Here is a 24,667-nt window from a genome sequence, read left to right on the forward strand (position 1 = left end):
TATGCCTTAATAGGGCACGTGCGGTTTGATGAGGGGGTAGCCTTGAGAAAGGTTACCCTACTCTATTTTATGCATCTCGACAAAACTAGAAGCAGTTTGCTCCGTGGTATGACAAACTTTGAAAATAGAATCGGTATAATGGGGGGTAGATGAGGAGGGATTCTGTTGAACCATTACTCTATTTACTGGATTAGAGAGGAATTTGCGCATTTCTTTTATTATAGAAGTGAGATATTGTGCCGGTTCATCAAAAGTTATGAACAAAACCAGGGGAGAGAAGATCTTGTTAGCCAATTTCAGTATATTACGCATGATTTTCCGCAAACATCACTGATAGCCCATATTATAGGCTCTCTTCCATCCAGGACGAACATGAAACAGGAAGACGGCTTGCTGAAAGTCTATGAAGGTGAGCGGTATATTTCTTTACATATGGAGAGAAAACGTATAAACTTTCGAAGTGACATCATACATGACGCTGAAGAACTGCTTTTTCCTGCACTGCGTTCTTTTCAGCCGTATTTGTTTGTGGTAGGGAACAATACCGAGGATTTTGGCTGGATTTCCCCTGTCATTCAGCTGACAGAAAAGGACAAGCCTGGACAAGTATTGTATTCCTGTCTTTGATTTACTATACTGTATTGGAGACAACATGAAGGAGGAAAGCTTGAATGGGCACAATTTGGGTTGTTTTAATCGCCATTGTTGCTTTAATAGCCGGTGTTGCACTCGGATTTTTCATTGCCAGAAAATATATGATGAACTATTTGAAGAAGAACCCGCCTATTAATGAGCAAATGCTGCGAACATTGATGATGCAAATGGGACAAAAACCATCGCAGAAAAAAATTAATCAAATGATGCGTCAAATGAATAACCAGCAAGGAAAATGACTCCATTTTTTTGATTATGAATGGGTTCGTTGCCTGAAAATCCGTGAAAACCCCTAGTTATGTCTGGATAACAGGGGTATTTTACTTGGTACTTTCCCGAATGCCGTAATTGTACCATTATTGTCAAAGACACGACCGGGTTTCCGTTTTCCATCTGATAAAATGGAAGCAAGATGATGCTAGGAGGAATTTCATGTCGGAAGAAATAAATATATTCATTGCATTTGGCGCTGGTGTCCTATCGTTTATTTCACCGTGTGTGTTGCCACTATACCCGGCATTTTTATCATATATTACCGGGATGAGTCTCAACGAAATAAAAGATGAAAACAAAATGCTGAATCGGAAAAGTTTATTACATACATTGTTCTTTTTGCTTGGTTTTTCAGCGGTCTTCATCATGCTTGGTTTCGGGTCTTCGTTCATATCTGAATTTTTGGATGCAAACCGGGATATAATCAGGCAGATCGGGGCGATTGTCATTGTCTTTTTCGGTCTCGTCATTGTAGGTGTCTTTAATTTTAAGTTTCTTATGAAAGACAGAAAAATAACGTTTAAAAACCGTCCGGCTGGTTTTGCAGGGTCGTTTCTGATTGGCCTGGCATTTTCATTAGGATGGACACCGTGTATGGGTCCTATTTTAATGGTTGTCATTTCGCTGGCAGCAACTAATCCGGACCTGGGTATGGTTTTGATGATAAGCTATATTTTAGGGTTTTCCATTCCGTTCTTTATTCTGTCATTCTTTGTCGGAAATTTGAACTGGATCAAACGAAACAGTTCAAAGATCACGAAAATAGGCGGTTATATTATGATTCTTATGGGAATTGCGTTATTCTTTGACTGGCTGACTGACCTGACATCATTTTTGGCGAGCATGTTTGGATTTTCGGGTTTTTAGGACTATTGGAATTGGATTTTTGCTTTATTTGTATTAAACTGAAAACATAAGATAAGGAAAGTCTGGAGAAGTAATAGAAGAACTTTAAAAGTAAAGGAGCTTTACCCCAATGTACAAACCAAATGATCTCATTTTGCGTACGACAACATCATTAATCGCCTTCATTTTATTGGGTTTCTCGGTTTATTTGCTGCTTGCCGGGCATAATGCACCTGGAGGGGGATTCGTTGGGGGATTAATGACCTCGGCCGCGATTGTGTTAATGTATATGGCATATGGGGCAGGGGTAATGGAGAAAGTGCTTCCGGTCAGTTATCGTTTGCTGATTCCCTTTGGACTGTTGCTTGCCGTTGGAACAGGGCTGGGATCGTTCGTTTTTGACCAACCGTTCTTATCACATACATATGGCTATTTTCATTTTCCTATTTTGGGGGAACTTGAGCTGGCTACTGCTATGCTGTTTGATTTTGGTGTCTACTTTACTGTTTTGGGGGTTACCATATCCATTATCTTGTCGATCGCAAGTGATCAGTAATTAGGGGGAACTTATCAAGTAAGACCCGCAATGGCGAATAAGCAGTTAAGGAATACAATGAAATTGAAACCGGATCTGGTTGACTGATGCTGAACTGGCCGGATAGATATGAAGGAAAGAGTGATCAGGAATGTTGTGGCTGCTGGGTAGTACAATTGTTGCAGCTTTCATGGCTGTAACCATGATTTTTGTTCGTCTAAAAGCATCCAGAAAACCGGCGTCGGCCAAAAAAATAATTTTGCCGCCTTTGTTTATGAGTACCGGTGCATTGATGTTTCTATTTCCTGTGTTCCGGGTGAGCTGGATGCAGGTAGCAGAAGCAGTATTAGTGGGCATGATGTTTTCCGTTTTCCTCATTAAAACGTCCAAATTTGAAATACGGGGCAATGATATTTATTTGATCCCTTCCAAGTCATTTGTTTTTATACTGTTTGCACTATTGATTGCAAGGATTATTCTGAAGCTTGCTATCGGGGCAAGTATTGCTGTGGGGGAGACAAGCGGGATGTTTTTCCTGCTTGCTTTTGGTATGATTGTTTCCTGGCGCCTGGCGATGCTGTATAAGTATAAGAAATTGGAAAAGAAACTGGAATATGCAGGTGGTTGATCGTGCGTTCATAGCGGAACGCACGATTTTTTCCTGTCAGGAGAAGTGTTGATTTTATTCGAGTTCAAATAAATATTCATATGGGGCAATATCGATGTTGCGCTGATTCAGTTTTTTGCGCAGAAATTTGTGATCACGTTTTGGTGTCGCCAAAATATATCCTTCGATTAGGATGTCCTGTGTAATTGTTTTTCGTTTCTTCCGCAGGGCAACTTCACCGATTTTTCCGGCTATCTTCTGTCTGGCTACATCCCGAAACAATTCGGGTACAGGTGAGACGAGATCAGCCAGCAGTTCTTTCTCCCTGTCCCCCCACATATGCTTTGTTTCTTCAATATAGAATTCTTCCCAGTCCATCGCGGAATTCCCATCAACTTTAGGCCATTTTTTCAGAAATTTACGGAACATGAAGAAACCGCCAACACCCATAAGACCCAATAGCAGAAATCCCCACAAAACAATCAAAATATCGCCAATTAACGACATAATATCACCTACTTCACCCTAATAATTACAGTCAATACAATTTTTTTCCTTTAATTCTTTATTTTTATCGTCTATAATAACAGTATGCTAGTGCTAAAGTCATATTAAAGTCAGATTATACAATAATTTTTTACATCATTCATGAAGTATATTATAATTTAATACAATTATAATAGGTTATTGCTGTACATACAAGTGACATATATTCTACATATTTTCATATGAATGGAAAATAGGAAAGTCATGATAATCACGGTGAGGAGGGAATGGTATGATTGACAAATATTGTGAAAAACATACAGAAATCGACAGTAACGAACAGCATGTGAACCTCTCCCCGAAACTTCGCAAATTTTGCAACTTTACTTCTTTACCTTCCCCAATCCTTACATGGATCGATCAGCATATGCATGGATTTATAACCGTGTGGGATGAAAATGGTACAGTCATCCATGTGTCCAATACAATCGAAAATTTACTGGGATATACCGTTACAGATGTGCTTGGAACAAAATGGTTCGATAAATTTTCCCCAGAGGATACGGAGTACATAAAAGAAATGCTTGACTCTGATTCCAGTACATCCCAAACATTCTACATTACGATTCAGGATGCTAATGGAAATAGTCTACGGACGGAAAATGTTGCAGCACAGGTTGTGTGTGAAAACGGTGGGCACTACTATGTTGCATCCACGAAGGATATCACGGATAAAAAAGAAGCGGAAGAGATGATGATTCGTTCGGAAAAAATGTCTGTTGCTGGTCAGCTTGCTGCAGGTATAGCACATGAAATACGGAACCCATTAACATCGCTGAAGGGATTTTTGCAACTGTTGCAGGCTGGAGTTAACCGAAAAGAAGAATACTATCAGATTATGGTAGATGAAATAGAAAAAATGGAGGCAATTACATCAGAATTGCTGTTTATTTCTAAACCAATGACCGACAATAAAGACTGGGAAAACCTGCCTGAACTGATAGATGATGTCATTACTTTGTTGCATCCGCAGGCTAAACTGAAAAACATTACCATAGTACAGGAAGGGGAAGACAGGCTGCGTCTTAATTGTGACCGTTCGCAGATTAAACAGGTATTCATCAATATTTTAAAAAATGCAATTGAAGCAATGGATAACCCTGGCCACATAAAAGTTTTTTATTGTCTGCAGGAGCAAACTATTTTAATAGATATTATGGACGAGGGTCCGGGGGTTCCGGATGAAATTATACATAAATTGGGTGAACCTTTCTTTACAACAAAGGAATCCGGCACAGGGTTAGGAATCATGATCACAAAACAAATTCTGGATCGCCATGGTGGGGATTTACAAATTATGCATAACAGGGATAAGGGAAGTACGTTCAGAATTTCCCTTCCGCAATCAGAAACATCCTGATATAACTATTGGTTTGATTTCTCTGTTTGCTATATAACTATTACTTATAACAGTTAATAATTTTTTACTATATGATAGAAGCCATCAAACGATTGTTTTCTTTCATTTTTTCATATAAGATAAAACAGTAGAGAATTTTTATGTCAAAATTGCTGTGCAGTTTGTTTAGCAAACTTGACTTATCACTAAAGGGATTCTTAGAAAGCGTTCTTTGCTTTCCTGGAAGCCCTTATGCTTTGGAGTGCAAGCCTAGGCGTGCGCCTTACGCGCCTTAGTTGCACTTATGCGGCAAGAAAGTATTTATATACTTTCTAAACTGCCAAAAAGGTAATGGAGAGAGGAGTAAAGTGTTATGGGAATTGACACAAAAAAACAATTCGATTTAAATGGTAAAACGTACAACTTTTACCAATTGCAAGCACTTGAAAATGCAAATTTGGGAAATATCTCCCGTCTGCCTTTTTCTATCCGTGTTCTTCTGGAATCACTTATCCGTCAGCGGGACGGTCATGTCATTAAAGATGAACACATTGAAGGGCTGGCAAAATGGGGAGTACAAAACACCGATACGGTAGATGTTCCTTTCAAACCTTCCAGGGTAATTCTTCAGGATTTCACAGGGGTTCCAGCTGTCGTTGACCTGGCTTCACTAAGAAAAGCGATGGTTGATATGGGTGGCGAGCCGGATAAAATTAATCCGGAAGTGCCAGTAGATTTGGTCATTGACCACTCTGTGCAGGTTGATCAGTATGGTACACCAAACGCCCTGAAAGCTAATATGGAACTGGAATTTGAACGCAATATGGAACGTTATAAATTCCTTCACTGGGCTCAGAAAGCATTTGAAAACTATCGTGCAGTTCCACCTGCTACTGGTATTGTGCACCAGGTAAACCTGGAGTATATTGCGAATGTCGTTCACGGCATTGAAAATGAAGATGGAACATATGATGCATTCCCGGACACATTGGTCGGAACGGATTCACATACGACAATGATTAATGGTTTGGGCGTCCTTGGCTGGGGCGTTGGTGGCATCGAGGCAGAGGCAGGTATGCTTGGTCAGCCATCATACTTCCCAGCACCGGAAGTAATTGGTGTTAAGTTCACTGGGAGCTTCCCGCAAGGAACGACTGCCACTGACCTGGCACTGAAAGTTACACAGGTCCTGCGCGAGAAAAATGTTGTCGGAAAGTTCGTCGAGTATTTTGGACCTGGACTGAAAGACATGCCGCTTGCTGACCGTGCAACTATTTCCAACATGGCGCCTGAGTATGGGGCAACATGCGGATTCTTCCCTGTTGACGATGAATCCTTGAACTATCTGCGACTAACAGGACGCAGTGAAGAACAGATTGAACTGGTGGAGAAATACTGTAAAGAAAATAATCTTTGGTATTCTGCTGAACAGGATGATCCTGAATATACAGAGCTTGTCGAAATTAATCTGTCAGAACTGGAGCCAAACCTGTCTGGACCAAAACGCCCGCAGGATTTGATTGCTTTGTCCGACATGAAAAAAGAATTCAACAAAGCTGTAACAGCACCAGCCGGCAACCAGGGGCTCGGAATGGATGAATCAGAATTTGAGAAAGAAGTGACGGTTGAGCATCCAAACGGCGAGACATCCGTTATGGAAACCGGTGCACTGGCAATTGCTGCGATTACGTCTTGCACGAACACGTCCAACCCTTATGTTATGCTTGGAGCAGGATTGCTTGCGAAAAAAGCTGTTGAACGCGGTCTGAAGGTACCTGAGTATGTGAAAACGTCATTAGCACCTGGTTCAAAAGTAGTTACCCGCTACCTTGACGACTCTGGTTTACAGGACTACCTGAACAAGCTTGGTTTCAATCTTGTAGGGTATGGATGTACTACATGTATTGGTAACTCAGGACCATTGCGTCCGGAAATTGAGGAAGCCATATCCGGAAAAGACTTGACTGTTTCTTCCGTACTTTCGGGTAACCGGAACTTTGAAGGCCGAATCCATCCGCTTGTAAAAGCAAACTATCTTGCTTCACCACCATTGGTTGTAGCATACGCACTTGCCGGAACCGTGGATGTTGACTTAACGAAAGATGCACTAGGAACCGATGCTGATGGCGAACCGATTTATTTAGCGGACATCTGGCCATCGATGGATGAAATTAAAACAACGGTTCAAAGTGTTGTGAAACCGGAAATTTTCCGTAAAGAATACGAAAGTGTATTTGAGTCTAATGACAAATGGAACGAAATCCAGACAACCGATGAGCCATTATTTGAATGGGACAGTGAGTCAACGTATATTCAAAATCCGCCATTCTTTGAAGGTTTGTCCAAAGAAGCAGGTACTGTACAGCCGCTGAACAACTTACGTGTCATTGGCAAGTTTGGTGATTCGGTAACGACAGACCATATTTCACCAGCCGGTGCCATCCCGAAAGACATGCCAGCCGGACAGTATCTGCAGGAGAAAGGTGTTTCACCAAGAAACTTTAACTCATACGGATCTCGTCGTGGAAACCATGAAGTCATGATGCGCGGAACATTTGCGAATATCCGTATCCGTAACCTGCTGGCACAAGGAAAAGAGGGTGGCTATACTACTTATTGGCCAACTGGTGAAGTAATGCCATTTTACGATGCAGCCATGAAATACCAGGAAGACAATACTGGTCTCCTTGTAATTGGCGGCAAAGATTATGGAATGGGATCCTCACGTGACTGGGCTGCTAAAGGTACAAACTTGCTTGGTATTAAGACTGTTATTGCCGAGAGTTTTGAACGGATCCACCGTTCTAACCTGGTTATGATGGGCGTATTGCCATTGCAGTTTGAACAGGGTGACAGCGCGGATAAGCTCGGACTAACCGGCGAAGAGACGTACAACGTCGAGGTAGATGAGCATGTCAAACCGCATGACCTTGTGAAAGTCACTGCTGTTGACAAGGATGGAAACGAAACAGAATTTAACGCTATTGCACGCTTTGACAGTGATGTAGAAGTGGACTATTACCGCCACGGCGGCATTCTGCAAATGGTTTTACGCAATAAGCTTTCACCAGTAAAAGCATAACTATCACTACCCAAAGCCAGTACATCACCCCATTCGATGTACTGGCTTTTTTGCTTGCCAGTTGCAGCTTCAGTACTCATAGTCAGAAATTAAAAATGAAAGAACTTATAAATTTTCAAAGAAATGGTAATACTAGTTCTAAAAAGGGGCTGATTACCATTTCATTAAAGAAAAGATCTTCATTTGAAGAACTTGTTCAGGAAAATCGCGAACAGATTTTGCAGAATGAGACGCTTATGGAGAAAATCGAACAAAAAATGGAAACAAAAATGCGCCAATCACTGAAAGAAGACCAAGCACAGTGATAACAGCCCGATCGGAATGGCTGAAGGTCAGACCATTTCGGACGGGCTATTTTATAACCGTCAGATTATGGATGTCCTTGGTGACAGCCAAGGTTATCTAATGTGTATAATATCTCCTTCTCGGCAGAAAATGAATTCAGAGCACCATTTTAAGTAAAAATCAATTTACAAAGGAGAATGTACGATGACGGACAAGTATGAGCCAAAACCGGATGACCGGAGTGATAATGTCGAAAAGCTGCAGGATATGGTACAGGATACGATTCAAAATATAGAAGAAGCGCATGAAACGATGGAATACAGTTCCGGTGAGCAAAAAGAAAAAATCCAAGCTAAAAACAAACGTCGTGAAGAGGCCATTGAGGGTATGCGCCAAGAGATTAAAGACGAAGCAAGGAAGTAAGGCCAGCCTCAAACCATTACTCAATGGTTTGAGGTTTCCTTTATATTGCATGCTTGCATACTTCGTGCAAATTGGCATCATTTTAAACGGAAATGTGCTAAAATATTGTATAGACTAGACCTTTCTATAAGGGGGAGCAGAATATTGCATACAACACATACACCAATTGAAGTAAGATACCAGGAAACAGATCAAATGGGAGTCGTTTATCATGCCAATTATCTGGTTTGGTTTGAAATTGGCCGGACGAAATACATAGAAAGCCTGGGGCTGACGTATATGGAAATGGAAAGAAATAATGTCGTTTCACCAGTTGTTGACGCCCAGATCAATTTCAGGAAACCGGTTCATTACGGAGAAAAAGCGATGGTGGAAACCTGGCTTGATACATATGATGGAATCCGCACTGTTTACGCTTACAATATTAAGAAAGAAAATGGCGAGATTGCCGTTAGCGGAACTACTAAACATGTGATTGTCAACAAAGGAACATTCCGTCCACTGTCCCTCCGAAAAGCATTCCCGGAATGGCATGAAACGTATGTACAGCAATTAGATGGTGAAGCTTAATGGCTTTCGGAGTGAACAGAAGTGAATTGAAAGAATGGAAAGATGAAGTGAAAAGAGGCCATATCGCCTTTCTGACGCATTACTGGATTGATGAACGGTTCCCAGGCTGTGTGACGGTTACAAAAGCAGGGTGCAGAGACTTGGAAAAATTAACTGAGTGGGGAAAAGAATATGAGCTGAGCCCTGAATGGATACATCAGGATAAACAGTTCCCACATTTTGATTTGTTTGGTGAAAGGCAGAAACAAATTTTAAAGCAAGAGGGAAAGTGGGATCAAATTAGAAGGTTTGGACTGTAGGTTTACTCTAGTTTATTGCAAAGCCTTTAAAAAATAAAAAAGAGGCGTCTCTTGTAGAGGTTGTTCAAAAAGTCCGGTAAAAAAAGACACATCGAATTTCTTTGTTGGCTTGTTTCTCCGCTCCTTGGAAAAGAAAAACACTTTTCCTGCGTGCGATGCGGACTCGGGGTAGCTTTCCTTATGCTCGAAAACTACGCCGCTTCGAAATTTCGACGCACAGGACGTACTAGTGTCGGTGTTGCAACAGGACGTTGCGACTTTAGCTGACCGATCCTTTTTATCCTCCTTTTTGAACACGTACTTGCAGACGCCTCTTACCCATATACAAATTCCGGTTCTTGTTCCTGCTGGTCCATCTGGATGGTCAGACTATGGTCATCAAAATACCATGCATCCTTTTCCTCAATGAAAAACGTTATCCCATCTGTGGTGGCTGAAGCATATACATGATCGGGTGCAGCACTGCTGACGCCCAGGGAGAAGCCAGGGATTCGCCCTCCAAAACCATATCGGACAAATAGCCGTAAGTGAGCATTCTTTCCGGGTTCAAATTCCTCTTTGTACCACTTAGCTGCCTGAGCTGTCACATTCAATTTCAATTGCGTCAACTCCCTTGAAGTATCGCGCTATTTTTTCTTTCGTTTGTCGGGCACTAAATCAACGCCGCCGGGATGGAAAGGATGGCACTTGCTGATTCGTCTGATGGTAAGATAGCTGCCTTTAAAAAAACCGAACCGTTTAAATGCCTCCAGACCGTACTCAGAGCAAGTCGGGAAAAATCTGCATGTTGGCGGTTTTATCGGGCTGATTGCTTTTCGATAAAATGTAATCAGCCCAATCATAATATACCGCAACTGTTATCCTTCCAGTGGTTCGTTCTGCCGTTTATCATACGTTACCGATGCAATCGCATCATGCAAGTGGATGGATTCTTCATTACGGCAATGAACGCTGAATTTCGTCACAAATGGCATTTCGTATAGGTCAGCAGCAACAAGCCGCGTCAAATCCTCAACGAATCGTGGATTTTCATAGGCTTGCTCCGTTACCATTTTTTCATCAGGACGCTTCAGGACAGGATGAAGTCTGGCACTTGCATTGCTTTCAGCTGCCTCCAGAAGCATTTCTTTCCAGTCTGTTTTATTTTCATCAAAGTCTTCGGTCAATGACACGGTCATGGTTACTTCGCCACGCTGATTATGGGCACTGTATTCACTTATTTCTTTTGAACAGGGACATAGAGTTGTAATGAGTGACGACAGCGATACATCAACGGAGTGTCCAGCTTCTTCGTCATAGTGTACATGGATTGTGACATTTGCATGATTCATTCCGGACAGATCAGACTGTGGGCCCCTCCGCTCGTAGAACCAGGGAAAACTTATTTCCATGTCAGCATCTTTTTGTTTTAAACGGTCAGCCAGGTCTTTCGTAAAACCTTTCATCGTTTTCAAATCAATGACGAAACCATTTTGGTGAAACGACTGGAGCTGTTCCGTGAACCGGCTCATATTCGTTCCTTTACTCGCTTTTTCAATACCGGACGAAAATTTGAATGTACCAATGGTTGTTTGTGTCTTAGGTTCAAGATTGCTTGTTATAGTTATCGGATGCTTCACATTTGCAATGCCGACTGCATCCAGATCAAACAAAAAATCTTCTTGTGTATTTTGTAAGTCAGCCATTTCACTTTTTTTGCTTGGTTTTGTTTTAGGGCCAGGCTCGACTGAACCAAATAATTTATGACGTTGTGCTTTATCCGGTAACTGTTTCTTCGGGATGGTCTTTGTCTTATCCATAACGATTGTTGACCCCTTCCTATTAAGAACTTCAATTTTAAGTATACTAAAACTGGGAGTAAATATAAAATTATTGGCTTGACGGTGCTACATCCATGTAATTTTTGGCTCGGTCTTGTTTTTAATCCGTTTAATATTTTCACGGTGTCGGTAAAACACAAAAATAGTCAAAGCGGCAGTGACAATGATAAGACCCAGATCCCTGAACAGAGCAGATACAATAATAGCAATGATGCCGGTAACCATGGATGAGAGCGAAACATACTTGGATATATATAAAGTCGTAATAAATGACAGGACCATCACAGCAAACAGGATAGGATTAATGCCCAGTATGATGCCGCCTGATGTAGCGACTGCTTTCCCTCCCTTAAATTTGGCGAATAATGGATAGGTGTGGCCCACTACGGCAAACAAGCCGATTGCAAGGCGATAGACTTCCGCATCGAAAAAAAGTGGAAGGGCTGTTGCCGCGGTTCCTTTTAAGATATCCGCCAATGTTACCACAATGCCAGCTTTTACGCCGAGTATGCGGAATGTGTTGGTAGCCCCGAGGTTACCGCTCCCATGCTCACGTATATCCATATTGTAACCGACTTTGCCAACGATAACCCCCGATGGAATGGACCCCAATAAATAGGCGATAATAGCAAATAAAATAAATTCCATAGGCTTTCCTTCTTTCCGGTATATGATTTTGCTTGTTCTTCATTTTACCATGAAATGAGGATTCTAAGAACCTTTATTCATTGTTATTGTATGCAATGTTTTCTATAATCCTATATTGGGAAGGGGATGGCAGAGAATCCAGTCGAAAAAGGAAGGAAACTATGATTGAATTTAAGGATGTAAGCAAAGTATACTCGGATGGAACTGAGGCACTTCGTCATCTTTCTTTGCAGATTGCCAAAGGCGAGTTTGTCACATTAATCGGGCCGAGCGGGTGCGGAAAAACGACTGCAATGAAGCTGATCAACCGTCTGACTGAACCAACAGCTGGCAGTATATACATAAACGACAGAGACGTTCACGCGTATAATATTCATGAATTGCGCTGGAACATTGGATATGTTCTTCAGGAGATAGCTTTGTTTCCGCATATGACAATTGCTGAAAATATTGCTGTCGTTCCCGAAATGAAAAAATGGAAACAGAAAGAAATCCGTGAACGAACAGAGGAATTGCTTGATATGGCTGGCCTTGATCCGTCCGTTTACATGGACCGGATGCCTAGTGAATTGTCCGGCGGGGAACAACAGCGAGTTGGTGTGATGCGTGCCTTAGCAGCTGATCCTGATATTCTTCTGATGGATGAGCCATTCAGTGCACTTGATCCAATCACCCGCGAGCAGCTGCAGCGTGATATAAGAGAATTGCAGCAAAAGATTCAAAAGACAATTGTTTTTGTCACCCATGATATGCATGAGGCGTTGGCACTTGGTGATAGAGTCTGTCTGATGAAAGAAGGAGAAATCGTCCAGGCTGACCCGCCACAGCAGCTTTTGCTGAATCCCGCAACCGCTTATGTGAAAGAATTTGTAGGTGAGCGAAAATCTCCGTGGCAAACTGCTATTGATGTGATTGCAGACAAATCCGGTGCATATACAATGACGCTGGATGAACTGGATCAGAAAAACCTGCCGAAAACGGGTACATATATCCTGGAAAATCAAGCTAGTGACTATATTGGGGCTGTGCATGATGGACAGGTGTGCGTGCTGCAGACGCTTGATAATCATTTGCCACTGGATGAAGCAACTGATATCATCCAACAAAGCAATCAATCGGTATTTCCTGTATTAAAAGATAGTAAATTAATCGGCACGCTTACTTACCAGGATATTGTCCTCTATCTGAAACGTGAAACCGGTTCGGAAAATGGGAGGGATTACTGATGGAAGAATTTCTGACTGTTTTCCGGAATCGGCAGGATATTTTATTGGAAACGATATGGGAGCACTTACAGGTTTCACTTTTATCGCTTGTCATAGCCATCTTAATTGCGGTCCCGGCCGGGCTTGTTCTGACCAGATATAAACGGGTTGCCGAGCCGATTATTGGTGTGTCTGCTGTGATGCAGACGATTCCAAGCCTGGCCGTGCTCGCGTTTTTGATTCCCTTTGTCGGCATTGGCAAAACACCTGCTATTATTGCTTTGACTGCTTATGGGCTGCTGCCAATTCTGCGCAATGCATATACCGGGGTTAATGAAGTAGACCCAGCTTTAAGAGAGGCGGCTGCCGGAATGGGAATGAACTCGATCAAACGCTTGACGAAAGTGGAGCTTCCGATTGCGATGCCTGTTATCATGGCTGGTATTCGTACGTCAATGGTATTGATTGTTGGTACCACGACCATTGCTGCGTTAATTGGTGCCGGCGGTCTGGGCGAGCTGATTTTGCTTGGCCTTGACCGGGGGGCAGATTTGAATTTAATTCTACTGGGGGCAATCCCGGCAGCTCTTTTGGCAGTACTGTTGGATTTTGTGCTGCGCGGATTTGAACGGATTTCCAGGCGTGCCGGTTTTAAATCATTTGCAGCCATGCTCTTGATAGCTGTATTGGTTGTCGCATCCCCATTTTTTATCAATCCAGTAAAGCAGGCGGATTTAACAATTGGGGGAAAGTTAGGCTCGGAGCCAGCTGTTTTGATTAATATGTACAAGCTATTGATTGAAGAAGAAACCGATTTGACGGTCAAACTGAAACCAGGATTGGGGAAAACAGCATTTGTCTTCAGCGCCTTGAAAAACGGAAGTATTGATATTTACCCCGAATTCACTGGAACAGCTATTGTCACGCATTTGGAACAAGAAGCAGAAAGCAATGATAAACAAAAAGTCTATAAACAGGCGAAGCAGGGAATGAAGCAACAATATGGCATGGTGATGCTTGAGGCGATGAAATACAATAACACTTATGCTGTTGCTGTCAAAAAGCAACTGGCCGATAAGCACAACCTGGAATCGATTGGTGATCTAAACCGGATAGAGAATGATATTACTGCTGGATTTACACTGGAATTCAAGGACCGGAAAGACGGCTACCAGGGAATGAAGGAAATATATAATCTGGCTATAAGTGATGTGAAAACGATGGATCCGGGAATTCGCCAGGAGGCATTGGCAAAGGGAGAAGTGGACGTCATTGATGCATATGCCACCGACAGCTATATGGTTGAAATGAATCTGATTACACTTGATGATCCCGAAAATTTATTCCCGCCATACCAAGGCGCCCCGCTGCTGCGAGAGGATACATTGGAAAAGCATCCCGAGCTCGCAGGAATATTAAATAAGCTCGGTGGAAAGATTTCCGATAAACAAATGCGCCAAATGAACTACGCAGTGGATTATGAAGACAAGTCACCCGAAACAGTGGCCCGTGAATTTTTGACAAACGAGGGGCTTATTAGTGAATAATAGGGATACACGCCCTAACTTACAGTAATTCTGATAGAATGGCCAGAAACGGTCATTCTTTTTTAGCGGTTAAGAAAGCATGGATACTTTCTTACTGTATAAGTACACTAAAGCTTTTACTATAAGGACCAAGTGAAAGCCAAGTTTTCTAATATTTTTCCCATCAGAGTATACGAAAGGCCATGTTTTACGGTAATATAGTTTTAGACTTGCTGTCATAGGGACATTTTACAATCACGAACATTTGTTCTATCATTGAAATGATAAGTGAAAAAGATGTATCATTCATGACGTAAGAGAGGAGCATGCATCTGAATGAGTAATGAATTTATGCAGTATAATGACGAATCAATCCAGGTGTTGGAAGGTCTCGATGCCGTCAGAAAAAGACCTGGAATGTATATTGGCAGCACCGATCAGCGTGGGCTTCACCACTTAGTGTTTGAAGTTGTTGATAATGCAGTTGATGAAGCGCTGGCTGGTTATGGCGATATTATTAAAGTGACGGTCCATAAGGATAACAGTATCTCCGTGGAAGATAACGGGAGAGGTATCCCGACCGGAACACACAGTACAGGGAAACCGACGACAGAGGTCATTTTTACTGTCCTTCATGCCGGGGGAAAATTCGGCCAGGGCGGCTATAAAACAAGCGGAGGACTGCATGGTGTGGGCGCATCCGTTGTAAATGCCCTTTCTGAATGGCTGGAAGTGACCATTTACCGTGAAGGCAAGAAATACAAACAGCGCTTTGCGGACGGGGGCAAACCGGCAAGCCCGCTGACAGAACAGGGAAAAACAACCAAAAAAGGAACCGTCATTCACTTCAAACCTGATCCAGCCATTTTTTCATCAACCGTTTACAAATTTGAAACGCTATCAGAACGTTTAAGGGAATCAGCGTTCCTGTTAAAGGGGCTCAAAATTGAATTAACCGATGAACGGGAGCAGCAAAAGGAAGTTTATCAATTTCCGAACGGACTTGAGTCGTTTGTTACATACCTGAACGAGGAGAAAGATGCCCTTCATCCGGTTGTTTCATTTGAAGGAGAACAGCAGGGAATCGAAACAGACTTCGCGTTCCAGTTCAATGATGGCTTTGCCGAAAACATGCTGTCGTTTGTCAATCATGTCCGAACAAGGGATGGCGGCACCCATGAATCAGGTGCGCGAACGGCGATAACCCGCATATTTAATGACTATGCAAGACGGAATGCATACCTGAAAGAAAAGGATAAGAATCTGGAAGGATCGGATATACGGGAAGGAATGACTGCCATCGTATCGGTTCGCATTCCAGAAGAGATGCTGCAGTTTGAGGGGCAGACTAAGGACAAGCTCGGAACCACCGAGGCACGTTCTGTCGTCGATGCTGTTGTCTCAGAGAAACTTTCCTATTTTTTGGAGGAAAATCCAGATGCTGCAGGAATGCTGATTAAAAAAGCTATCAAAGCGAAAGAAGCACGGGAGGCGGCCAGAAAAGCACGCGAAGAATCAAGGTCTGGTAAAAAGAAAAAACGAAAAGATGCGCTTCTAAGCGGCAAATTGACTCCTGCTCAATCAAAAAATCCACAGAAAAATGAACTGTATCTAGTGGAAGGTGACTCGGCGGGCGGGTCTGCCAAACAGGGGCGTGACCGTAAATTCCAAGCCGTGTTGCCTTTGCGCGGAAAAGTTATCAATACAGAAAAAGCCAAGATCCAGGATATTTTCAAGAATGAAGAAATTTCAACGATTGTCCATACCATTGGTGCAGGTGTCGGCGGTGATTTTGATCTGAAGGATGTTCAATATGACAAAATTGTTATTATGACCGACGCGGATACCGACGGCGCGCATATCCAGGTACTGCTTCTGACGTTTTTCTATCGATATATGCGGCCGTTAGTGGAAGCTGGTATGGTCTATATTGCGCTTCCGCCGCTGTACAAAATAACCAAAGGTAAAGGTAAGAAAGAGCAGACGGTTTATGCGTGGAATGATGACGAAATGAAAAATACCATCCAGGAATTCAAAAACGGGTATATCGTGCAGCGTTATAAAGGTCTTGGAGAGATGAATGCTGACCAATTGTGGGAAACGACAATGAATCCGGAATCAAGGACCTTGATCAGGGTTACGATTGAAGACCTGGCCCGGGCAGAGCGCCGTGTGACTACACTAATGGGTGATAAAGTGGTACCGCGAAGGAAATGGATTGAAGGCAATGTCGAATTCGGCATGACAGAGGATGCAAATATTTTAGAAAATGATAAGATTCATACGTAACATGCGGCAAATTTTTACCTGAAGGCCGGTTCTGAAACTATAACCGGCCTGTTGCTTGTATAAGTATCTAGAAAACAAGAAAGGGTTTAGGGGGGATTGGTTTGGCACAAACTGAAAATTATTTGGACCTTCCGCTTGAGGAAGTTCTTGGCGACCGTTTCGGCAGGTACAGTAAATATATTATTCAAGAACGTGCGCTTCCGGATGCCAGGGATGGGCTGAAACCTGTTCAGCGGAGAATCCTGTATGCAATGAATGAAGAGAAAAATACGTACGATAAAAACTTTCGTAAATCTGCCAAAACAGTTGGTACGGTTATCGGAAATTATCACCCGCATGGAGATACATCGGTTTACGATGCGATGGTCCGCCTTAGCCAGGAATGGAAAGTACAGAACCGGCTGGTCGAGATGCATGGGAATAATGGAAGTATTGACGGGGACCCGCCCGCAGCCATGCGTTATACAGAAGCTAGACTGTCCAGAATAGCCTCGGAAATGCTCCGTGACATCGACAAGGAAACAGTCGATTACGTACCGAACTTCGATGATACGATTTCGGAACCGGTTGTCCTTCCAGCCAAATTTCCAAATCTGTTGGTCAGCGGTTCAACTGGGATTTCCGCCGGATATGCAACAGATATCCCGCCGCATAATCTGGGTGAAGTGATTGACGCTGTTATTAAAAAAATGGATAACCCGGACGCATCTGTCTCTGAATTAATGCAGGCAGTCAAAGGCCCGGATTTCCCGACAGGTGGCATTGTTCAGGGTGTTGACGGCATTAGGAAAGCATATGAAACCGGCAAAGGAAAGGTTGTTGTCCGCGGGAGAGCGGCAGTGGAAGATGTCCGCGGCAATCGCCAGCAGATTGTAATCGATGAAATTCCATATGATGTGAACAAGGCGACCATGGTCAAGAAAATGGACGAGCTCCGGATTGACCGGAAAGTGGAAGGAATTGCGGAAGTCCGTGACGAAACAGACCGGACTGGTTTGCGGGTTGTGATTGAACTGAAAAAAGACGCAGATGGTGAAGGTGTCTTAAATTATTTATATAAAAACACGGATTTGCAGGTAACCTATAGTTTTAATATGGTTGCAATCCAGGATAAGACACCGAAACTATTGTCGCTCCCGCAAATCCTTGATGCCTATATAGCCCATCAGAAGGATATCATGACAAGACAAACGAAACATGATTTGAAAAAGGCCAACGACCGGGCACATATCGTGGATGGGCTAATCAAAGCAGTATCCATTCTCGATGAACTGATTGCTGTCATTCGGGCTTCTAAAGATAAGCAGGATGCCAAAAAGCGAATCATTGCCAAATATGAGTTCTCTGAGGCGCAGGCGGAGGCAATTGTCACACTTCAGTTGTACCGGCTGACAAATACGGATGTTACGTCACTGGAAAAAGAAGCAGCTGAACTGAAAAAGAAAATTAATGAACTGGAAGCCATTTTGGCCAGCGAAAAGAAATTGCTGCAGACCATTAAGAAAGATTTACGGCAATTGAAAAAAACATTTGCCGGGGAAAGGCATACGGTTATTGAAGATAAGATTGAAGAGTTGACATTTGATATTGACGTGACAGTTGCAAACGAAGATGTGGTTGTATCAGCAACAACCGACGGCTATGTGAAACGGACAAGCCTTCGTTCCTATAGTGCATCAAATGGTGAAGATTTCGCGATGAAGGATGAGGATCATCTGGTTGGACTGTTTGAACTGAATACAACGGATAAAATCCTTCTGTTCACCAATAAAGGGAAATATATGTACCTCCCTGTGCACGAATTGCCTGACATCAGGTGGAAGGATCTCGGGCAGCATATTTCCAATCTTGTTACAATTGATAAAGATGAACGCATTATCCGAAGCATACCTGTAAGGGAATTCAGTGATGACCAATATATTACGTTCTTTACGAAAAATGGGATCGTTAAGCGCAGTGAAATGGGATTGTATAAAGCACAGCGTTACACGAAAGCATTGATTGCTCTGAAACTGAAGGAAGATGATGAGGTTGTTGATGTATTTCAGACGAACGGAAACTGTGATGTTTTCGTTGCTTCCAACAAAGGATATGGTTTATGGTACCATGAATCGGAAATATCGGTCGTCGGGCAGCGGGCAGCAGGGGTGAAAGCTATTCAGCTGAAAGAAGATGAGTTCGTTGTCAGCGGACAGGCGTTCGATGATTTAACAGAGCCTTCGCTTGTAGTTGTAACACAGCGCGGCGCGTGCAAGCGGATGAAATTGCGTGAATTTGAGAAATCAGGCCGTGGGAAACGCGGATTACTTATGCTGCGGGAACTAAAGACAAAAGCGCATCGTCTGAAAGGGCTGTTCACTATCAAGGAAGATGATACGGTTTGTTTCCAAACAAGTCAGGGTGAGAAGCACAGCGTGTATCCACTTGAATTATCAGCCAGTGACCGCTATAGCAATGGTTCATTTGTGATTGATACGGATAATCAGGGAGAAGTAACAGAAGTCTGGAAAAAAGCCGAATATAGTAAACCTTTTGAGGAGTAACGAGCAGCAGGCAGCCGCGTATCATGAAGGCTGCCTGTTTTATATTTAGGCTTTTTTCGCATACTTTGCTGTTTTCCATTGCAGTCGATATAACGATACACCTTTTTAATGTCTTCTTCCAATTCTATCAGGATTGAGTGCTAGTACGTCGCTGCGGAAAAATACTCCCTTTCACCACTCCGGGTACAAGCGCGACATCTGCTCAAGCTTCCTTTGGTCGCATTCGCAGTGTCTTCTTTGCCGCGGGGAACGCTTCAGCCTCCTCGCTCACTTTCATTCTCTGTGGGGTCTTCAGACTGTTCCTTTCCCGCTGGAGTGTCGCATTTTACCGCAGCTTAATGTTGCGTTTCTGTCTTAATGGAGAAAAACCTCTAAACATGATTACAGCCAAGTAAATGTACCAATGTTGACATACTTTTTACCAGTGAATGACAACAAATGTACCAGTAAATGACAGATGATTACCACCTCACATTTTCTAAATGATTAAAAGTAAAAAGCTATACGTATACTCAATTATAAATGTTATACTTGTTGTACTAATTTGATTGGTTTGTTTAATAAGTGGGGAGGGATTGTTATGATAAAAGAATAGGACTAATCTTATTATAATAGGATTAATAATAATGTTAACTGGGATTTTTTCATCTACACAATTGGGGGGTTGTATGGTAGTATCATTGCGGTATTTGGAGGTTTAATTATAGGAGGAAGCGCTTCTTCCTTGGAAATAAAAAAGTTGGGTTCATAATTCTAAAATGTTAAGGAAAAGGGCGAAAAAACGGAATAAAGGACAGTGCATATAATCGCATTATTGTGACATTTTGTTAAAAGTCCAGGTTATCTTTATAGGAAGGATAAAAATTATGAAATCCATTTTATTAACACCACTTACAAAAGAAGTGGAGATAGAATATACACAGAATTTAGTTCAATTATCTTCTGAACGAAAGAATGAAATTGAGGAATTTTGGATGGAAATAAACCAAGATGGCCTGTTTCATCGAGGGGAAGTTTTTAATGTTGATTCTCTAATTGAGCAGGAGAGTTTGTACAAAATAATGCTAAACTGTACTGATTATGCCCACTATTTACACACGGTTAGAAATCATATAGCAGATGAAGAAGGATGCAAAGTTGTTTTTGGAGCTGGATTAGTAGAGACAAATGATTCAAAATTTGTGTTCGGCGAAATGGCCAATCATACAGCCTATCCAGGTAGGCTACAGTGTGTTGGCGGAGGTCTAAGCTGGGATGATAAAAAAGGAAATCATTTTGACATTAAAGAAAGTGTATTACGGGAACTTAATGAAGAACTGGGTATTGATTATAGTAAACATATCGAAAAATGCACTCCCGTCTTTTTAAAAAGTGGCGGTACCTATGACTTTTTAGTAATCCTATATCATATTAAATTGAAAATTCCGCAAGAGGAGTTAATCAAACATTATCAAAGTTTTACTGAAATACTATTTACAAAAGGTGAAAAACCTGAATTTCAAAACGTTATTTATTTAGAAAATAATAGAGAAGCAATAACAAGTTTTTTTGAAAACGACGATAGACACTGTGAAGATTATTTAAGACCTTACTTGGAAGAAATGACAGAGCAAAAATAAATGTACTCACTTATGATAAGTTGTATTGGACAATAATAATGTAATTTACAGTCGGAATAATATTTTTTCTTTGTTTTACAGCTATATATACGTTATTTGTTATTTAGAAAAGATGCATGATAACAGCTTCTGACTATTACTCAAACGGGCGCTAATCTTTAATAAGAATTATGCCAAAATTGCATCATTGAGCCAAATTGGTGAAGGTCTTATAAGAAAAAATAGGCGAGCTGATAAATGTTAGAATATAAAAGGATGATGAAAAATGAAGTTTATCACTCCGCAGCGTTTAAACCCTGGAGACACAGTTGCAGTGATATCTCCCTCAGCAGGTTTACCTAACCTGTTTCCACATATTTTTAATTATGGAATAAGTGTTTTGCAAGAGGAATTTAATTTGAAAGTAAAAGAAATGGGTACTGCCCGTGCAGCTAATGAACGACTTTATAATAATCCAAAACAAAGAGCAGAAGATCTAAATCAAGCATTTGCAGATCCAAATATTAAAGGTATCTTTTGTTCGATAGGAGGGGATGACGCCATAAGAATACTTCCCTATTTGGATCTGGAACTTATACTTAGGAACCCTAAAATTGTTATTGGTTCATCCGACAATACGACATTTCTAGCATACTTGAATCAATTAGGGTTAGTTACCTTTTATGGACCTACTGTTATGGCAGGGATTTCTCAACTTAGAAACTTGGATCCTTCTTATAAAAAACACGTTACGGATTTATTGTTTCAGCCACATAATGAGTATGAATACCACCCTTTCGATTATTGGTCGCAAGGTTATCCTGACTGGTCCTATACTGATAATGTTGGAAAAATCAATGAAGAAAAACAAAATACCGAGCGGTGGAAATGGTTACAAGGTTACGGTATAAAAAAAGGAAGACTATTCGGAGGGAACATTGAAGTTTTTGAAATGATGAAAGGTACAAAGTATTTCCCTAAAGTCGAATTCTTTGATGATAAGGTTCTCTTTTTGGAGAACGGCGAAGGAACTACTACAGTAAACCATATAAAACGTATACTAAGAAGTTATGGTGTTCAAGGGATTCTTAGCCGTATACAAGGTCTCATTTTTGGTCGGGCTAGAGATTACTCACCACAAGAAAAGGAACAGTTAGATAACACAATAACAAGCGTTATTCAAAAGGAATTTGAACAATATGATTTACCTATTATAACCAATTTTGATATGGGTCACACAGATCCAATGTCAATTATTCCATTAGGAATTTCAGTTGAAGTTAATTCTGAAGATCAGCAAATAACACTTATGGAGCCTAGTGTGTCATAGATTAGTGTTTCAACTATACTGGCTAATAACTAAAAATGACTGTTCAATTATCGGGCGCATTTCTGGAACAAAGGCTTGCGCCCTGTATTGCAGATAAGGGCCATATTGTTGAAGAATAAATTTCCTTATTGTGTGATTTATTGTAATATTAAAACTAGCTTTAAAGGCACTGCTTAGTGATGGTAGAGGGAAGGGGAAAAGGTATATGTTGGGTTATTATAACAATCTTTCTTCAAAGGTATATGATATAGACAAATATATTGGTCTTCCTTTTGGAGATGTGGAGTTTTACAGCGATAGATTGGCTTCGTGTGAAGGTAATGTTCTTGAACCTGGGGTTGGTACTGGCCGGATTCTTATTCCACTCCTAGAAAAAGGGTTAAAAGTTGATGGTTTTGATGTATCCGAAGAAATGTTGGAAATTTGCCGTAATAACTGTGAAAATAGAGGGCTACACCCGAAATTATTTGAAGGGAATATGGAGTCATTTTCGTTGGATACAGAATATGAGGCGATTATCGTACCAACTGGAACATTTTTGTTGTTACATAAAAGAGAAGATTCACTTAGTGCGCTGAGAAATTTTTATAACCATCTTTCCGATGGAGGCAAACTTATTTTAGATGTCTTTTTGCAAACTGATCTAACAGTCAGTAATGCATCAATAAGAACTTGGGAATTACAGAATGATGAAATTATCACTTTAGAAAGCAAAGTAGTTGAAGTTGACTTTATTAATCAATATACCATTTCTCATAATCGATATGAAAAATGGAATAATGGCCAATTAACACAGTCAGAGCTAGAAAGGTTCCCACTTCGCTGGTATGGGGTTGAAGAGTTTAAAATGATTCTTGAACAGGTTGGTTTTAGAGATATAATTATCTCAGCAGATTACAAATACGGAGAGTATCCTACAGATTCAACTCAGACAATCACATTTGAAGCAATTGCTAATAAATAATTATACCGAACGGGCGCGATTGCAGAAGTAGTTCCTTTGCTTAAGCAGCCAGAGTGAGCTTCTAAAATACAGGAAACGTATATTGTGTTATGATAAAGAAAATACAAACTGGCGGTGATTTTATGGGATTTATTGAATCCTCAGAAGAACTTATGAATCGCATAGAAAATATGGATCGTGATAATTCAGTTTTTCATTTTTCTATCCCAGGAAAAGGAAAATTTACCCTCGTACTACAGGAAGAGGATGAGGATTCAATCAAATCCGATGTAGAAAAAAATCCTCAACTTAAACAGATGATCGAGGAAAGCAAAAGTGAATATAAAAAAGGAAAAGGTATGTCAACTTCAGAGTTATTAAATTCACTTTCTGCAAAGGATTTCGAATAGTGGGTACCCAAAATATAATCTGGCTCCCAATTGTAAGGGAAAAGCTTCTACAGTTTAGGAGTGAACATTTCACATCAGAAGAGACTCTGGAATTCATATTTAAATTGATTTTAGATACTGAGGAATTTTTAAAAAATGAATTTGTTGGAGAAACCTATACGGAAGAATTTGGAACCTATAAAGGTATATCCCGAATCGTTGTTAGGAAATTTCGGGTGTATTATGAAAAAAATCAAGATAACATCATAGTCCTCGGTATATTATTTCCTGGTGAAAAATAAATACTTCTGCAGCAATAAAAGCCCTGATGATATTGTAGATGGGCTTATTTTTTATCGAAACAGGGAAATCCTGTACTAAACAATCGGGCGCGAGAACGGAATAAGACTTATACCATTTTTACTTTCGGAAAGCCATTATGCAAAGTACAAAAGGTGGTGTTCGATTGAATGATTTAAAAAGTGCTTTAAATAGAGCGGGATGGTTAGACCTAATATTTATAGTTCCTATGTTTTTATTATTTTCTTATTTACCTACTTATAATTTTTGGAGCATATTAGTAAACGTAATTGTTGTTGTATTCTTTGCGATTGGCTTAGCTATGGCATTTCATATTGTTGCTGATTTTCTTAAAAAGAAAAATGATTAGATTGATATGAAGTATGAATCTTAGGCAAACGGGCGCTATAATGGCACAAACCTTAAATGGAAAAGTAGGTGTTTATGATGACAAAAAGTTATGTCGCAATTACGTATGATGTTTGTGAACATAATGATTTATGCGAGGATATGAATGAATATATTTTAGCCTGAATTATTCATTGAAACTTAGTAGAAAAGTGCAATTGTTTGTCGCCCAAGCGGTTTCGCCAAATTACATTTTCATCAAATAAATG

At 41.0% G+C, this 24,667-nt stretch carries 26 protein-coding genes; 21 read left to right on the plus strand and 5 right to left on the minus strand.

Features of this window, described 5'->3' with window-relative positions; translation table 11 throughout:
- Positions 1-165 precede the first annotated feature (165 nt).
- From sirA to ACFSUO_RS04905, 5 genes are all read left to right on the plus strand, one after another.
- Complete coding sequence (gene sirA / locus ACFSUO_RS04885) at positions 166-627, plus strand: sporulation inhibitor of replication protein SirA (protein ID WP_382391659.1); 462 nt, start codon at positions 166-168, stop codon at positions 625-627.
- Between the two features lie 44 nt (positions 628-671).
- The gene (locus ACFSUO_RS04890) at positions 672-893 is read left to right on the plus strand and encodes a YneF family protein (RefSeq protein ID WP_382391661.1); all 222 of its coding nucleotides are present in this window, start codon (positions 672-674) and stop codon (positions 891-893) included.
- 193 nt (positions 894-1,086) lie between these two features.
- Positions 1,087-1,794, plus strand: coding sequence for a cytochrome c biogenesis CcdA family protein (locus ACFSUO_RS04895; RefSeq protein ID WP_382391663.1), 708 nt, complete (start codon positions 1,087-1,089; stop codon positions 1,792-1,794).
- A 109-nt stretch (positions 1,795-1,903) separates the two neighbouring features.
- The gene (locus tag ACFSUO_RS04900; RefSeq protein WP_382391665.1) at positions 1,904-2,329 is read left to right on the plus strand and encodes a Na(+)/H(+) antiporter subunit B; all 426 of its coding nucleotides are present in this window, start codon (positions 1,904-1,906) and stop codon (positions 2,327-2,329) included.
- A 130-nt stretch (positions 2,330-2,459) separates the two neighbouring features.
- Complete coding sequence (locus ACFSUO_RS04905; RefSeq protein ID WP_382391667.1) at positions 2,460-2,936, plus strand: CcdC family protein; 477 nt, start codon at positions 2,460-2,462, stop codon at positions 2,934-2,936.
- A 54-nt stretch (positions 2,937-2,990) separates the two neighbouring features.
- Here ACFSUO_RS04905 and ACFSUO_RS04910 read toward each other — a convergent pair whose 3' ends face one another.
- Entirely contained in the window at positions 2,991-3,422 is a 432-nt protein-coding gene (locus ACFSUO_RS04910) for a DUF2621 family protein (RefSeq protein WP_382391669.1), read from the minus strand.
- Positions 3,423-3,693: 271 nt separating this feature from the next.
- On the opposite strand from ACFSUO_RS04910, the gene ACFSUO_RS04915 reads away from it, so the two are divergent.
- The 6 genes from ACFSUO_RS04915 to ACFSUO_RS04940 all read left to right on the plus strand — a co-directional run bounded on the left by ACFSUO_RS04915 (position 3,694) and on the right by ACFSUO_RS04940 (position 9,459).
- The gene (locus tag ACFSUO_RS04915) at positions 3,694-4,821 is read left to right on the plus strand and encodes an ATP-binding protein (RefSeq protein ID WP_382391671.1); all 1,128 of its coding nucleotides are present in this window, start codon (positions 3,694-3,696) and stop codon (positions 4,819-4,821) included.
- 352 nt (positions 4,822-5,173) lie between these two features.
- Positions 5,174-7,882, plus strand: coding sequence for an aconitate hydratase AcnA (acnA, locus tag ACFSUO_RS04920; RefSeq protein ID WP_382391673.1), 2,709 nt, complete (start codon positions 5,174-5,176; stop codon positions 7,880-7,882).
- A 95-nt stretch (positions 7,883-7,977) separates the two neighbouring features.
- Positions 7,978-8,187, plus strand: a complete 210-nt coding sequence (locus ACFSUO_RS04925; protein ID WP_382391675.1) for an FbpB family small basic protein — start codon at positions 7,978-7,980, stop codon at positions 8,185-8,187.
- A 184-nt stretch (positions 8,188-8,371) separates the two neighbouring features.
- Positions 8,372-8,590, plus strand: coding sequence for a small acid-soluble spore protein Tlp (gene tlp, locus ACFSUO_RS04930; protein WP_382391677.1), 219 nt, complete (start codon positions 8,372-8,374; stop codon positions 8,588-8,590).
- Between the two features lie 144 nt (positions 8,591-8,734).
- Positions 8,735-9,160 carry an acyl-CoA thioesterase gene (locus tag ACFSUO_RS04935; RefSeq protein ID WP_382391679.1) on the plus strand — a complete coding sequence of 142 codons (426 nt, stop codon included), beginning with the start codon at positions 8,735-8,737 and terminating at the stop codon, positions 9,158-9,160.
- Complete coding sequence (locus tag ACFSUO_RS04940) at positions 9,160-9,459, plus strand: hypothetical protein (protein WP_382391681.1); 300 nt, start codon at positions 9,160-9,162, stop codon at positions 9,457-9,459. The genes ACFSUO_RS04935 and ACFSUO_RS04940 overlap by 1 nt, the downstream gene beginning before the upstream one ends.
- A 314-nt stretch (positions 9,460-9,773) precedes the next feature.
- On the opposite strand, the gene ACFSUO_RS04945 is transcribed toward ACFSUO_RS04940, so the two are convergent.
- The 4 genes from ACFSUO_RS04945 to plsY all read right to left on the minus strand — a co-directional run bounded on the left by ACFSUO_RS04945 (position 9,774) and on the right by plsY (position 11,927).
- Positions 9,774-10,058, minus strand: a complete 285-nt coding sequence (locus ACFSUO_RS04945) for a HesB/YadR/YfhF family protein (protein ID WP_382391683.1) — start codon at positions 10,056-10,058, stop codon at positions 9,774-9,776.
- Between the two features lie 27 nt (positions 10,059-10,085).
- Positions 10,086-10,313: a membrane protein insertion efficiency factor YidD gene (gene yidD / locus ACFSUO_RS04950; RefSeq protein WP_382391685.1), complete on the minus strand. Its 228-nt coding sequence runs from the start codon at positions 10,311-10,313 to the stop codon at positions 10,086-10,088.
- A gap of 3 nt (positions 10,314-10,316) precedes the next feature.
- The gene (folE2, locus tag ACFSUO_RS04955; RefSeq protein ID WP_382391687.1) at positions 10,317-11,258 is read right to left on the minus strand and encodes a GTP cyclohydrolase FolE2; all 942 of its coding nucleotides are present in this window, start codon (positions 11,256-11,258) and stop codon (positions 10,317-10,319) included.
- An 87-nt stretch (positions 11,259-11,345) separates the two neighbouring features.
- Positions 11,346-11,927, minus strand: a complete 582-nt coding sequence (gene plsY, locus ACFSUO_RS04960) for a glycerol-3-phosphate 1-O-acyltransferase PlsY (protein WP_382391689.1) — start codon at positions 11,925-11,927, stop codon at positions 11,346-11,348.
- Positions 11,928-12,088: 161 nt separating this feature from the next.
- On the opposite strand from plsY, the gene ACFSUO_RS04965 reads away from it, so the two are divergent.
- The 10 genes from ACFSUO_RS04965 (at position 12,089) to ACFSUO_RS05010 (ending at position 24,420) form a co-directional block, all read left to right on the plus strand.
- Positions 12,089-13,153 carry an ABC transporter ATP-binding protein gene (locus tag ACFSUO_RS04965; RefSeq protein ID WP_382391691.1) on the plus strand — a complete coding sequence of 355 codons (1,065 nt, stop codon included), beginning with the start codon at positions 12,089-12,091 and terminating at the stop codon, positions 13,151-13,153.
- On the plus strand, positions 13,153-14,679 hold the full coding sequence (locus ACFSUO_RS04970; protein ID WP_382391693.1) for an ABC transporter permease/substrate-binding protein: 1,527 nt from the start codon (positions 13,153-13,155) through the stop codon (positions 14,677-14,679). The genes ACFSUO_RS04965 and ACFSUO_RS04970 overlap by 1 nt, the downstream gene beginning before the upstream one ends.
- 315 nt (positions 14,680-14,994) lie before the next feature.
- Positions 14,995-16,947 carry a DNA topoisomerase IV subunit B gene (parE, locus tag ACFSUO_RS04975; protein WP_382391695.1) on the plus strand — a complete coding sequence of 651 codons (1,953 nt, stop codon included), beginning with the start codon at positions 14,995-14,997 and terminating at the stop codon, positions 16,945-16,947.
- A 101-nt stretch (positions 16,948-17,048) separates the two neighbouring features.
- On the plus strand, positions 17,049-19,490 hold the full coding sequence (gene parC / locus ACFSUO_RS04980; RefSeq protein ID WP_382391697.1) for a DNA topoisomerase IV subunit A: 2,442 nt from the start codon (positions 17,049-17,051) through the stop codon (positions 19,488-19,490).
- An 866-nt stretch (positions 19,491-20,356) separates the two neighbouring features.
- Positions 20,357-21,109 (plus strand): hypothetical protein, encoded by a 753-nt coding sequence (locus ACFSUO_RS04985; RefSeq protein ID WP_382391699.1) that lies wholly within the window; start codon positions 20,357-20,359, stop codon positions 21,107-21,109.
- 265 nt (positions 21,110-21,374) lie between these two features.
- The gene (locus ACFSUO_RS04990) at positions 21,375-22,418 is read left to right on the plus strand and encodes a S66 peptidase family protein (protein WP_382391701.1); all 1,044 of its coding nucleotides are present in this window, start codon (positions 21,375-21,377) and stop codon (positions 22,416-22,418) included.
- Between the two features lie 205 nt (positions 22,419-22,623).
- Complete coding sequence (locus ACFSUO_RS04995) at positions 22,624-23,382, plus strand: class I SAM-dependent DNA methyltransferase (protein ID WP_382391702.1); 759 nt, start codon at positions 22,624-22,626, stop codon at positions 23,380-23,382.
- A gap of 89 nt (positions 23,383-23,471) precedes the next feature.
- Positions 23,472-23,771 (plus strand): hypothetical protein, encoded by a 300-nt coding sequence (locus ACFSUO_RS05000; protein ID WP_382391704.1) that lies wholly within the window; start codon positions 23,472-23,474, stop codon positions 23,769-23,771.
- The gene (locus ACFSUO_RS05005) at positions 23,771-24,052 is read left to right on the plus strand and encodes a hypothetical protein (protein WP_382391706.1); all 282 of its coding nucleotides are present in this window, start codon (positions 23,771-23,773) and stop codon (positions 24,050-24,052) included. Before ACFSUO_RS05000 ends, ACFSUO_RS05005 begins: the two co-directional genes overlap by 1 nt.
- A 164-nt stretch (positions 24,053-24,216) precedes the next feature.
- Positions 24,217-24,420, plus strand: a complete 204-nt coding sequence (locus ACFSUO_RS05010; RefSeq protein WP_382391708.1) for a DUF6007 family protein — start codon at positions 24,217-24,219, stop codon at positions 24,418-24,420.
- Positions 24,421-24,667: the final 247 nt, after the last annotated feature.

Origin of the sequence: Lentibacillus juripiscarius (assembly GCF_042685205.1) — a bacterium.
Classification (GTDB): domain Bacteria; phylum Bacillota; class Bacilli; order Bacillales; family Amphibacillaceae; genus Lentibacillus; species Lentibacillus juripiscarius.